Origin of the sequence: Lactobacillus amylolyticus (assembly GCF_003999355.1) — a bacterium.
In the GTDB taxonomy this organism is placed as follows: Bacteria; Bacillota; Bacilli; order Lactobacillales; family Lactobacillaceae; genus Lactobacillus; species Lactobacillus amylolyticus.
Genome location: NZ_CP031835.1, coordinates 424,154 through 437,418 on the forward strand (window position 1 = coordinate 424,154; position 13,265 = coordinate 437,418).

At 37.3% G+C, this 13,265-nt stretch carries 11 protein-coding genes, 1 pseudogene and 1 CRISPR repeat array (1 of these 13 cut by a window edge); all 12 genes and pseudogenes read left to right on the top strand.

Annotated elements, in window-relative coordinates; genetic code table 11:
* Nucleotides 1–1,342: a CRISPR direct-repeat array (repeat unit 30 nt; unit sequence GTTTTTATTTAACTTAAGAGAAATGTAAAG); it begins 9 nt to the left of the window's first position.
* A 220-nt stretch (nucleotides 1,343–1,562) separates the two neighbouring features.
* Nucleotides 1,563–4,226, top strand: coding sequence for a DNA polymerase I (polA, locus tag D0Z64_RS02215; protein WP_080881235.1), 2,664 nt, complete (start codon nucleotides 1,563–1,565; stop codon nucleotides 4,224–4,226).
* A 9-nt stretch (nucleotides 4,227–4,235) separates the two neighbouring features.
* Nucleotides 4,236–5,066, top strand: coding sequence for a DNA-formamidopyrimidine glycosylase (mutM, locus tag D0Z64_RS02220; protein ID WP_080881236.1), 831 nt, complete (start codon nucleotides 4,236–4,238; stop codon nucleotides 5,064–5,066).
* The gene (gene coaE / locus D0Z64_RS02225; RefSeq protein ID WP_006351605.1) at nucleotides 5,063–5,665 is read left to right on the top strand and encodes a dephospho-CoA kinase; all 603 of its coding nucleotides are present in this window, start codon (nucleotides 5,063–5,065) and stop codon (nucleotides 5,663–5,665) included. Before mutM ends, coaE begins: the two co-directional genes overlap by 4 nt.
* Nucleotides 5,666–5,667: 2 nt before the next feature.
* Entirely contained in the window at nucleotides 5,668–6,138 is a 471-nt protein-coding gene (nrdR, locus tag D0Z64_RS02230; RefSeq protein WP_080881237.1) for a transcriptional regulator NrdR, read from the top strand.
* Nucleotides 6,138–7,481: a DnaD domain protein gene (locus tag D0Z64_RS02235; RefSeq protein WP_006351603.1), complete on the top strand. Its 1,344-nt coding sequence runs from the start codon at nucleotides 6,138–6,140 to the stop codon at nucleotides 7,479–7,481. The genes nrdR and D0Z64_RS02235 overlap by 1 nt, the downstream gene beginning before the upstream one ends.
* Nucleotides 7,482–7,491: 10 nt before the next feature.
* Complete coding sequence (dnaI, locus tag D0Z64_RS02240) at nucleotides 7,492–8,391, top strand: primosomal protein DnaI (protein ID WP_006351602.1); 900 nt, start codon at nucleotides 7,492–7,494, stop codon at nucleotides 8,389–8,391.
* Between the two features lie 280 nt (nucleotides 8,392–8,671).
* Nucleotides 8,672–10,606 carry a threonine--tRNA ligase gene (thrS, locus tag D0Z64_RS02245; protein ID WP_080881238.1) on the top strand — a complete coding sequence of 645 codons (1,935 nt, stop codon included), beginning with the start codon at nucleotides 8,672–8,674 and terminating at the stop codon, nucleotides 10,604–10,606.
* Nucleotides 10,607–10,697: 91 nt separating this feature from the next.
* Entirely contained in the window at nucleotides 10,698–11,069 is a 372-nt protein-coding gene (locus D0Z64_RS02250) for an ACT domain-containing protein (protein WP_080881239.1), read from the top strand.
* A gap of 6 nt (nucleotides 11,070–11,075) precedes the next feature.
* Nucleotides 11,076–12,326 carry a DUF389 domain-containing protein gene (locus D0Z64_RS02255; protein ID WP_080881240.1) on the top strand — a complete coding sequence of 417 codons (1,251 nt, stop codon included), beginning with the start codon at nucleotides 11,076–11,078 and terminating at the stop codon, nucleotides 12,324–12,326.
* Between the two features lie 96 nt (nucleotides 12,327–12,422).
* Entirely contained in the window at nucleotides 12,423–12,569 is a 147-nt protein-coding gene (locus D0Z64_RS08480) for a hypothetical protein (protein ID WP_236943527.1), read from the top strand.
* A 153-nt stretch (nucleotides 12,570–12,722) separates the two neighbouring features.
* A pseudogene (locus D0Z64_RS08485) lies at nucleotides 12,723–12,875 on the top strand (aryl-sulfate sulfotransferase N-terminal domain-containing protein); the annotation flags it as partial.
* Between the two features lie 6 nt (nucleotides 12,876–12,881).
* Nucleotides 12,882–13,211, top strand: coding sequence for an aryl-sulfate sulfotransferase (locus tag D0Z64_RS08490; protein WP_236943534.1), 330 nt, complete (start codon nucleotides 12,882–12,884; stop codon nucleotides 13,209–13,211).
* Nucleotides 13,212–13,265 lie beyond the last annotated feature (54 nt).

The following is a 13,265-nucleotide window of genomic DNA, read 5'->3' on the forward strand; positions in this document are numbered from 1 at the left end:
TAACTTAAGAGAAATGTAAAGTGAACAGATCGAACTCAACAATGCGCTGAGAGATGCAGTTTTTATTTAACTTAAGAGAAATGTAAAGGTCGTTGTGATTTCAGCAGAGCGTACGAAAGCAAAAGTTTTTATTTAACTTAAGAGAAATGTAAAGAGCGACGTAACTGTTGTAATGGACGTTGCACATCCGTTTTTATTTAACTTAAGAGAAATGTAAAGGAATTGATAGAACTCCACATGCTATTCCAATTCTTGTTTTTATTTAACTTAAGAGAAATGTAAAGGTTGCCAATGCGACTACGATCATGCTAATAATAATGGTTTTTATTTAACTTAAGAGAAATGTAAAGAAAAGCTTTTGATGTTGTTCATAACAAAAATGGCTTAGGTTTTTATTTAACTTAAGAGAAATGTAAAGTGAATAAACTAGCTTAACAATGCGCTTGCGATACGCGTTTTTATTTAACTTAAGAGAAATGTAAAGTTCATTGTGACCAACAAGACTGATGGTGAAATGATTTGTTTTTATTTAACTTAAGAGAAATGTAAAGCATAAGTAATGATGTTCACGTAGCCATTTGAATAAGTTTTTATTTAACTTAAGAGAAATGTAAAGCAGGATCTAATGAACCAAGTGTTTAACACCATGCAGGTTTTTATTTAACTTAAGAGAAATGTAAAGACGCAAAACACTACACCAGCTGAGGGAGGCAACAAGTTTTTATTTAACTTAAGAGAAATGTAAAGACAAATGCCGAGTGGCTTGATGATGTAGAGGATGAGTTTTTATTTAACTTAAGAGAAATGTAAAGACTATCAGTCTGTGGTCAATGAAAATAAAGAATTGCGTTTTTATTTAACTTAAGAGAAATGTAAAGACAGGAATGCCTAGCGCTTTAGCCTTGGCGACTGCGGTTTTTATTTAACTTAAGAGAAATGTAAAGTGGGATTGGAACGTTGTTCAAGACAACAACGATCCGGTTTTTATTTAACCTAAGAGAAATGTAAAGAAACTTCGTCCCCTGCCACTCAAAAGCCTTATTGTCGTTTTTATTTAACTTAAGAGAAATGTAAAGACAAACTGGAATACATAGTTGCTCCCAGCCAAGCGGTTTTTATTTAACTTAAGAGAAATGTAAAGAAGTAAATAGCTTATTTGAAGTTACCAACTTGTTAGCGTTTTTATTTAACTTAAGAGAAATGTAAAGGAAACTACTGAGTTGCCATCGCCAGGCCCCCAATCAGTTTTTATTTAATTTAAGAGAAATGTGAATTTTTGAAAGTTTAATCTAAAAGTTTTAATAGTTGGTAGGTCTTTATTTAATCTAAGGGAAATGTAAATAAAGCCGAATTTTACACCAACTTTACTAAATATGCTGATTTTATCTAACTTAAGAGGAAAATAATTGTGTGATTAAAGTCAATTAAATATAAAACATAAAGATTTATATTTAATTTACGGGAAGGAAACTACAATCAAACATCCTACTAAAATCCTACCAATTAAACTGGTAAAATAGATAAGTAAGTATAGGGAACAATTTTTATAAAAGGGGAATAAAATGGCAGATAAAAAATTACTTCTAATCGATGGTAACTCTGTAGCTTTCAGAGCCTTTTACGCTCTTTATCGTCAACTAGAATCTTTCAAGAGTCCAGACGGCCTGCACACTAATGCCATTTATGCTTTTAAGAATATGCTTGATGTCCTTTTGAAGGACGTTGAGCCAACTCATATTTTGGTAGCTTTTGATGCAGGAAAAGTCACTTTTAGAACAAAAATGTATGGTGAATACAAAGGTGGACGTGCGAAAACTCCAGAAGAGTTGCTCGAACAAATGCCTTACATTCAAGAAATGCTGCATGACTTGGGGATTAAAACTTATGAATTGAAGAATTATGAAGCAGATGACATCATTGGTACTTTTGCTGCGAAGGGTGAAAAGAATGGTTTCACAACAACCGTTGTAACTGGTGACCGCGACTTAACTCAACTTGCTTCGCATTCCACTACTGTTGAAGTGACAAAATTCGGTGTTTCTCAACTTGAAGCCTACACACCTGAACATATGAAGGAAGTTAACGGCGTCACTCCAACTGAATTCATTGATATGAAGGCTTTGATGGGGGATAATTCCGATAATTACCCTGGTGTAACTAAAGTTGGTCCTAAGACTGCATCACGTTTGATTCAAAAATACGGTTCCGTTGAAGGGATTTACGATCATATCGACGAAATGAAGAAGTCCAAGCTGAAAGAAAACTTGATCAACGATAAGGACAAAGCATTTTTAGCTAAAAAGTTAGCAACTATTGACCGTGATTCACCGGTAACTCTGGATATTGATGATATAAAACGTCAGCCAGTTGATTATGAAAAGCTGCGTCAATTCTATGAAAAGATGAACTTCCGTAAGTTCTTAGCTGACCTAAATGCTTCAGGTGCCGGTCAAGATGGTGCCGAAGTTGAAAAAGTAGAATACACTGTTTTAAACGATGACAACGTTAAAGATGTTAAAGCCACTGAAAAAGACACTGTTGAATTTTATCTAGAAATGCTCGGCGCTAATTACCACTTAGCAGATTTTGTCGGCTTTAGCTTGAAGATCAACGACAAGATTTATGTTTCAAGAGACGTGGACTTGCTTGAAGAAGACAATATCAAGCACATCTTAGAAGATGAAAAGATCAAGAAGAACGTCTTTGACTTAAAGAGATCCATGGTTGGGGCCCATCGTTTAGGCATTCATACGCACGGCCTTGATTATGATATGCTTTTAGCCTCATATCTAGTTAATAATGAAAACAACTCTAATGATCTTGGTGAAATTGCCCATCTTTATGGGGATTATTCCGTTAAGACTGACCTTGAAGTCTACGGCAAAGGTAAGAGTGAACACATCCCTGATGACGATGATGAATTATTCAACCACTTAGCTTCTAAGGTCAACGCCATTGAATCACTCAAGAAGACTTTGCTTGAAAAGCTTAAAGACCACGAACAAGATGCCTTGTTTGATACGATCGAAATCCCAACCGCGCGCGTTTTAGCCAGAATGGAAATGAACGGGATGAAGGTCGAAGCAAGTACTTTAATTCAACTGCAAAATGAATTTGCCGTTAAATTGAAAGAACTCGAAGACAAGATTTATGGCCAAGCCGGTGAAAAGTTCAACTTGAACTCACCAAAGCAATTAGGTCACATTTTGTTTGAAAAGCTTGGTTTGCCAGTCATCAAGAAGACCAAGACTGGTTATTCAACTGCAGTTGAAGTACTTGATCAATTGAAGACGCAAAGCCCAATCGTTAGCGAAATTTTGGACTATCGTCAAATTGCCAAGATTCAATCTACCTATGTAAAGGGTCTGCTTGACGTCATTCAACCAGATGGCCGCGTGCACACACGTTACTTGCAGACTTTGACTGCAACTGGTCGACTTTCTAGTGTGGATCCTAACTTGCAAAACATCCCTACCCGCACCGAAGAAGGAAAGCAAATCAGAAAGGCCTTCGTGCCAAGTGAACCAGACGGCTACATCTTCTCTTGCGACTATTCACAAGTTGAGCTTCGTGTCTTGGCCCATGTTTCTGGTGATCAAAACATGCAAGAAGCCTTCAAGACCGGGTATGACATCCACTCACACACCGCGATGAAGATCTTCCACTTGGATTCACCTGATCAGGTAACGCCACTGATGCGTCGTCATGCCAAGGCAGTTAATTTCGGAATTGTTTATGGAATTTCCGATTACGGCCTTTCAAAGAATTTAGGTATTTCAAGAAAACGAGCTAAGGAATTTATTGATAATTACTTTGAACAGTATCCACAGATTCGTGACTACATGGATAAAGCAGTTCAAGAAGCACGTGAAAAAGGCTATGCTGAAACCATCATGCACCGCCGTCGCTATTTGCCTGATATCCATGCTAAGAACTTCAATGTCAGAAGTTTTGCGGAAAGAACAGCAATTAATTCACCAATTCAAGGTTCAGCTGCAGATATCATCAAGATTGCGATGATTAATATGCAAAAGAAGCTTGAAGAAATGCACTTGAAGACCAAGATGGTGTTACAGGTTCACGATGAATTGATTTTTGATGTTCCTAAAGATGAATTAGAGACAGTGAAGAAAATCGTGCCAGAAGTTATGCAATCTGCCGTCAGACTTGATGTGCCACTAATTGCTGACTCTGGTTGGGGTCATAACTGGTACGATGCAAAGTAGGTGATTTAATTGCCAGAAATGCCGGAAGTTGAAACAGTTAGACGAACTTTGATTCCTTTAGTTAAAGGAAAAACGATCAAAAAAGTGACCCTTTGGTATCCCAAAATAGTCGCTACCGATCACCAACAGTTTATTGATGAGCTGCCAGGCAAAAAGATTTTAGATATTGATCGTTATGCCAAATATCTTTTGATCAGATTGAGTGATAATTTGACGATTGTATCGCATCTGCGTATGGAAGGAAAATATCATTTAACTACGCCTGATGCGCCTAACGATAAGCATGACCACGTGCAATTTGAATTTACAGATGGCACGGCGCTTCGCTACAACGACGTCCGCAAATTTGGCCGCATGCAGCTGATTTTAACGGGGACAGAACGGCAAACGACAGGAATTGGCAAATTAGGGTATGAGCCTAATTCTAAAGAATTTACGGAAGCCTATTTTATTGCCAAGTTAAAGCGCAAGCATAAAAATATAAAAAATACTTTGCTTGATCAATCAATCGTTGCTGGTTTAGGCAATATTTATGTTGATGAAGTTTTATGGCAGAGCAAAATTCACCCGCTAAGCATTGCTTCAAAAATTCCAGAAGATAAAGTAAAAGAACTGCACACGAAAATCAATCATGAAATTTCCATTGCTATTAAAATGCGCGGGACTACAGTCCATACTTATCTGGATGCTAACGGTAATGCAGGCGGATTTCAAAAAATGCTGCAGGTTTATGGTCATGTCGGCGAGGCTTGCCCAAACTGCGGCAATAAATTTGAAAAAATCAAAGTTAATGGCCGTGGAACCACATTTTGTCCACATTGTCAGGTGAACTATCAATGACTTTAGTTTTAGGTTTAACCGGTGGAATTGCGACAGGTAAAAGCACCGCGGATAATTTCTTTAAAAAACATCATATTCCAATCGTTGATTCCGATAAAATTGCACATCATATTTATGATCCAGGCAAACAGGGATATAACGAAGTTGTGACAGAGTTCTCGTCTGCAATTCTGGATTCAGACAAAAAGATTAATCGCAAAAGGCTCGGAGAAATTGTTTTTCATAATCCGCAAAAAATGCAGCGGTTGGATGAAATAACACATCCCCTGATTTATCAAGAAGTAGTAAATAAGCTAAACAAGTATCGCGAACAGGCAGAAAAGATTGTCGTTTTTGATGCGCCTTTACTATATGAAACAGGGGGCCAAAGGTTGTGTGACTTCGTATTAGTGATTAGTTTGCCTGAAAGTTTACAGCTAAAGCGATTGATGGAACGCAATAATTTAACTGAAAGTCAAGCGCAAGCCAGAATTGACAGTCAAATGCCATTAGCAAAAAAGATTGCCAAGGCGGACTTTGTAGTGGATAATACTGGTACAATAGATGAATTAGAAGAGAAATTAAAAGAAATCTTATTGAAAGTTGAAGCAGAGGGATAATTATGGAATGTCCAAATTGTCATCATAATTCTTCACGTGTGATTGACTCGCGCCCAAGTGATGAAAATCGTGCAATTAGACGTCGGCGCGAGTGTGAAAATTGCGGTTTTCGTTTTACTACTTTTGAGAGAGTTGAAACCGCACCATTATTAGTTATCAAGAATGATGGTACCCGTGAGCCATTTAACCGGGAAAAGATTTTGCATGGTGTAATGGCTGCAGGACAAAAACGTCCGATTTCCAGTGAACAATTCGAACACTTGACGGACGATGTTGAAAATAAAATCAGAAAGCAAGGCGTAAGCGAAATTTCATCCAAGAAGATTGGACAGTTCGTGATGGATGATTTGGCTAATATTGACGATGTTGCATACATTCGTTTTGCCTCTATTTACCGTGAATTTAAAGATATGTCTAGTTTCATGAAAACAATGGAAGACATGATGGCCAAACGAGAGAAGGATAATAATTAATGTTTGAGACAGCTGATCCCAAGCAGCCCTTTTATGTGCTGAATCAAATTGATCTTTTTCCAGATGATGAGCAAATTCTGATTAAACTTTATCAGCCCTTGGTTGGTTCGACAGCAATTGCTTTATATCAAACCTTAATTCAAAATTTTAATCCATATTCCATTTTGTCAGATGCTCAGGGAATCTATTCTCTACAAGAGCAGCTGGACTGCAATTTAAAGTTGCTTTTCCGCTCTTTGCACAAGTTGGAAGCTGTCGGATTAGTTCAGACTTACTTAGTTGATAATGTTGTTAATCAGGTTTTGGCCTTTAAATTGTTAAAAGTTCCTAGCTCACAAGAATTTTTTTCTACGCAGCTATTGGCTAGTCTGCTGAAAGAAAAGGTTGGCAACACGGCTTTTCACAGTTTAAGTCATTATTTTGCCAAGAAAACCAGAAGTCGACAAAAAAAAGTCAAAAATGCTCGCGATATTTCGGCTTCATTTATTGAAGTCTTTCATCTGCCGGGGGATGAAGCAATTAATCCGTCAACAGAAGTAATCCAAGCAGCTCAAGAAAATACGGCACCAAAGGTAAAAACCGCAGAAGTTAATCAAAACGATCATGTTGACTGGGGCTTTATGAAAGATCAATTTGCCCGTTACAGCATTCCAAGTTCTGAAATTGATCATAAGAAGGCGCAGATCTTGGGCGTAATGCAGACCTATGGCTTAGACGAACAAGAATTTATTGATGAAAGTCTGCCTAGTTTGCACGGTCAACAGGAATTGGACTTGCGGAAAATAGAGAATTTGATCGCCGAAAATTACCGCAGCTCCCATACCCGTAAACAGGTTAATCATGAATTAACACAGGATAGCAATCAGGCAAGACCAGTCAAAGTATCAACTGATAAGCAAAAACTGCTGCAAGACGCAACTCAGATGTCACCGGCTGAATTTTTGTATCAAATTAAAGCTGATAAGGGCGGTTTTGCAAGTCCAGGCGAAAAACGGACTCTGAATGTTTTGCGCAGCCAATATGGCCTGCCAAGCGATTTGATCAACGTTTTGGTCTATGCCTGCTTAACTTACGATTCAATGGTATCGCCCAATTTGGCATATCGGATTGCCAATGATTGGCTGCAGCATGGTATTGCATCGGCACCGCAGGCGTTGCAATATCTGGAGAAAAGACAGGAAAAGCGGAGCAAAAAGCCGCAACGCTATGGCTATAATCAACCTAAGCACGTTGAAAAGGGAACTGATTGGAGCAAGAAAAAAGCCAAGACAGATTCCAATGTCAATTCAGAAGATTTAAAGAATTTCTTCAAGAACTTAGAAGATCAGAATGGATCAAAGTAGGTGAGTAATAATGCAACCGATTGGTGATGTGATCAATAAAATCGTGAAAAAACGCAATTTGGGCGATCAAGGTGAGTTGCAAACAGAGATTCTGCATAATCCTGCAGTACGAGATTTTTTAATTAAAAATAAGAATAAAATTGATAAAAACATGGTCAAAACTTCCATGCCGAATTTATTCGAATTTTATTCACAGCTGCAGGATCCCAATAAGGTGATGGCGGGTTATGAGCCCGAACTCTTCTTAAATGGCAAGGTGATCGACGTTCGCTACCGGCCAACTGCTGAAAAAATTGAAGCAGATATGGAAAAAAACACCAAAGCGCATTTGCAGCTAATCGACTTGCCTGAACGGTTGCATGATGTCCGTCTGAGTGAGATTGAGATTGACAAGGGACGAAAAGAAGCTCTAACTCAGATTGGTGAGTTCTTGAAAAAATATAGCAAGAATCCTCATCAGCAAGGCCTGTATCTCTCTGGCGATTTTGGCCGAGGAAAGACCTATATTTTGGCTGGACTAGCAAATCAAGTTGCCCAAAGCGGCAAAAACGTAATCTTTTTGCATGTACCGACTTTTATTGCAGGCTTATCAAGTCACTTTGAAGATAATAGTTTGCAAGCTGAGATTAAACGCGTTGCGGAATGCGATCTTTTGATTTTAGATGATATTGGAGCAGAAACATTAAGTCCATGGTCTAGAGATGATGTTTTAGGCGTAATTTTGCAGGCAAGAATGGACAATGTTTTGCCTACTTTCTTCTCTTCTAATCTTGATATGGAGGCTTTAGAAGAGCATTTTGCCGAAACAAAAAATAGTTTAGATAAGGTTAAAGCTGCGAGAATTATGCAGCGGATTCGCTTTTTGGCTAGAGAAGTTATTGTTTCTGGTCCAAATCGCAGAAAAATTTAAAATTAGGACTTGATTAGAAAATGGGAGCGCGTATAATATCAGTTAATGAAAGAGATATGACGACTTTCGTCTCAGAGAGAAGAACCTAGTTCTGGAAGTTCTTCATTAGAAAGTCGTCCCGACTCTTTCGCTCCCAAAATACAATAAAATGGGTGAGCTCCTTTATCAGTTCATACGAGAGGCTAGACGTACGCTAGTCTGAATTTTGGGTGGAACCACGCTAATTAACGTCCCAGTGCTGTATGGCACTGGGGCTTTTTTATTTTTCTGGAGGAAAATAATGAGTTTTTCAATTACTTTGCCAGATGGCTCAAAGAAAGATTTTGATGAAAACTTGTCAATCGCTGATTTAGCACATAAGATTGCTACTTCACTTGGAAAAGCTGCTGTAGCAGGTAAGGTTAATGGTCAAATTGAACCACTTGACTACGAACTTGATAGTGATGCTGAAGTTGCAATCATCACTGATAAGGATGAAGAAGGCCTAGATGTTTTGCGTGCTACTGCCGCATTTCTTTTTGAAGCAGTTGCTAAGGCTAAATATCCAAAGCTTCACTTAGGTGAACATGTTACCGATGAAGGTGGCTTCTATGTTGATACTGACAAGGATGACCAAATTAAGATTGGTGAATTGCCAGAACTTGAAAAAGCTATGGAAAAGGCTATTAAGAACGGTGAAAAGATTGAACACGTTCGCGTAAGCAAGTCAGATCTTGAAGATGAATATAAAGACGATCCATACAAGAGTGCACTTCTTGCTAAGATTGACGATGATGTTGTTGATGCATACAAGCTTGGCGACTTTGTTGACTTTGGCTTTGACGCACTTCTTCCAAACACTGGCAAGATCAAGCACTTCAAGCTTTTGTCAGTAGCTGGTGCTTACTGGGGGGGCAAATCTTCAAACCCAATGCTTCAAAGAATATTTGGTACTGCCTTCTTCAAGGAAGCTGACTTAAAGGCTGATCTTAAGCGTCGTCAAGAAATCAAGGAACGTGACCACAGAACTATTGGTCGTGACCTTGACCTCTTCTTCGTTGATCCAAAGGTTGGTGCAGGTCTTCCTTACTGGATGCCAAAGGGGGCTACCATTCGTCGTGTCGTTGAACGTTACATCATCGACCGTGAAGTAGCTGACGGTTACCAACACGTATATACTCCAGTTTTGATGAACCTTGATGCTTATAAGACTTCAGGTCACTGGGCACACTACCGTGACGATATGTTCCCACCAATGGACATGGGTGATGGCGAAATGCTTGAACTTCGTCCAATGAACTGTCCTTCACATATTCAAATCTTTAAGCACCACATTCGTTCATACCGTGACTTGCCACTTCGTGTTGCTGAACTTGGTATGATGCACAGATATGAAAAGTCCGGTGCTTTGTCAGGTCTTCAACGTGTACGTGAAATGACTTTGAACGATGGTCACACCTTTGTTGCCTTGGATCAAGTTCAAGATGAATTTGCTAAGATTTTGAAGTTGATCATGGATGTTTACAAAGACTTTGACATTACTGACTACTACTTCAGACTTTCATACCGTGATCCAAAGAACACTCAAAAGTACTTTGCCAACGATGAAATGTGGGAAAGAAGTCAAAAGATGCTTAAAGGTGCTATGGATGACCTTGGCCTTGACTATGTTGAAGCTGAAGGTGAAGCTGCCTTCTACGGTCCAAAGCTTGATATTCAAACTAAGACTGCTTTAGGTAATGATGAAACCATGTCAACTATTCAACTTGACTTCATGCTTCCAGATCGTTTCGGTTTGACTTATGTTGGTAAAGATGGTGAAGAACACCGTCCAGTTATGATTCACCGTGGTATCGTAGGTACTATGGAAAGATTCATCGCTTACTTGACTGAAATTTACAAGGGTGCCTTCCCAACTTGGCTTGCACCAATTCAAGCTGAAATCATTCCAGTTAACAATGACGCTCACGGCGAATATGCTGAAAAGGTTCGTCAAGAACTTGCTAAGCGCGGCTTCAGAGCAGAAGTTGACAACCGTAATGAAAAGCTTGGCTACAAGATTCGTGAATCACAAACCCAAAAGGTACCATACACTTTGGTATTAGGTGATGAAGAAATGAAGTCAAATAGCGTAAACGTTCGTCGTTATGGTACTGATGAAGAAATCTCAAAGAGTCTTGACGAATTCATTAACGAAATTGATGCTGACGTCAAGTCATACTCACGTAAAAACTAATTAAAGATTTAGATAAGTAAAGGGAACGTATGCATTGGGTATACGTTCCCTTTTGTGTTTTAATAGAAAAATATGATAAAGGAGAGTATATATGAAATTAACTATTAAGCAGTTGCCGTATCAATTAACAGTTTGTCAATTAAGTGATATTAAAAATTTAAATTTAAAAAATGATTTTTATTTTTTTGCCAAGACTGATGAAGAATTATCTTTAGTCTGCGAAACTAAAAATGCTCCAAGCAAAACGATTAATCGGGAAGATGGTTGGCGTGCATTCAAAATAGAAGGACAATTAGATTTTTCATTAATTGGAATTTTAGCTAAAATTGCGCAATTATTAGCTAATAATGGTATTTCTATTTTTGCTGTATCAACTTTTAATACTGATTATATTTTAGTTAAAGATAATAATTTTGATTCCGCTATAAAAATTTTGTCAGAAAATAATTATGAGATTAAATAAGAAAAAATGAGTAGAAAAAACTATTTAAGCCCACAATTTCTTACCAAAATTAGTGAAGATGGTACTTTAAATATAGAAAGTTTAATTATTTTAACTTGTGCGATCTTTATTGCCAGTATTGGGTTAAACGTAAATTCAACGGCAACAATTATTGGGGCGATGCTCATTTCACCTTTAATGGGCCCACTTTTGGCAATTGGTACAGGACTAGCGCTTTATAACACAAATATTTTGCGTAAAGGTGCTATCTCACTGTTAGCAGAAATCGTTATTAGTTTAATTGCATCGACGATTTATTTTCATTTTTTTCCGTTGACTTATGCTAGCCAGAAAATTATTGCCCGTACTTCACCTACTATTTGGGATGTAATGATTGCTTTCTTTGGTGGCAGTGCTGGAATTATCGTTGCTCGTAAAAAAGGTGTAAACAATATTGTTCCTGGTGTAGCAATTGCTACAGCTTTGATGCCACCACTTTGTACAGTGGGATATTCGATTGCAGCGGGCAATCTTAAGTACTTTTTGGGGTCAGGTTATCTATTTTTAATTAACTGCGTATTCATCACCTTAACAGCATTTTTGGGTGTAAAGATTATAAAGTGGCTAAGTCATTCTGCGGGTCAGCCTGGACTTAGTTTCTTTCGCAAAACAACTTTAAAAGAAACTGGAATAGTCTTAGTAGTAATTATCTTGATTATTTCAAGTGTTCTTTCTGCTGGTCACATGGTAAACAAGACTTTAGTCGATCAAAATGTGCAAAATCTAGTTGCTCATGAATTGGGCGATGTTGATCTAATTAAAGAAAATGTTGATTCGCAAGAGAAAACTATTAATTTGACTGTTTCTGGTAAAAAGATTAACGCTAAAAAAATTCAAGCTGCTAAAGCTAATTTGGCAGAATATAATTTAAAAGGATACTCACTTAATATTGTTCAAGTGGCGCAAGTAAATCCTAACGCGGAGAACCAATTAGATAGACAAGTAAATAATATTCTTAATCAGCGTCAATGTGAGCAAGAACAGACGAATGAAGAAAGACAGCAAGAACAAGAAAAGCATAATCAAGAAATTGAAAAATTGTCTCCTGCAATTTCTTCTGTTACAGCAGTTAGTGATAATAAGAATAAGCAAATTACTTTGATTGAGTTAAAGAAAAACATTTCTGCTAAAAAGAAGAAGGCATTAGTAAAGCAAATTAAAGAAAAATATCCAAATATTAATTTAGTGGAGTTTGTGCAAGAAAGCGAGAAAGAATAAGCGTTAATTATTTCTTAAGTCATTTCTCTGTTAATATTTTGTAATATACGAATATTAGAATAAACTTGATAGGTTTATTTTAAAGGAAAAATTTTGGTGAAAAGTAATAAAATTTTACTTGCACTCGCAATGGGCTCGTTAATGCTGACGATGCCTGTTGTGATGTTGCATGAACAATCGAAAACAGTTTTAGCACAGAAGAAAAATAGCAATGCAAAAAAGACTAAGTTAAGTGATAGTTAAATTATTAAAAATTTAGGTATTAAGAAAGTAGTAAATTCAAGTAATGATGCCTTAACTGCCAAATATGCGGGTATTGTACGGAGTCAACAATATTCTTGGGAAAATCCATATATTAAGGTTAATCCTTATGAAAATTCGCCATTAACAGCACTAATGATTTTTCATACAGATCAACCTACCAAGATTAGTTACCGGGTAATTGGAAAAAGTGCCAACACTACCATTAAAAATGAAGTGAAGGGTTATCAAACCAATCACTAAGTACCAATCGTAGGTTTGTATGCTGGTTACGATAATTCTGTTGAAGTAACGATGACGGATGAATCTGGAAATCAACAGACTAAGACTTTTAAAATTAAAACGGCTAATTTACCTAAATGGATTAGAAGCTTTCCAATTAAAGTCACTGTCAAAGATAAGGCTAAGATGAATTTAGGTTCAAATGAGTTGACCGTTTTAAATATAACTACTAAACAAACTTTTGCTGTCGATGGTGATGGCGAAGTACGTTGGTACTATTTGCACTGGAATGAGCATATTTTTGAACAGTTGAATAATGGTCATATTTTATTATTCAATAAGATCAAATCTGGCGATGAAAAATACAATATGTTACGCGTGGTGCTAGTTAAATCATTTTAGTTAATAAAAAAGTCCAATTGGACTAGACTCAAGTTGTAGTATCAAAAAGAAAAG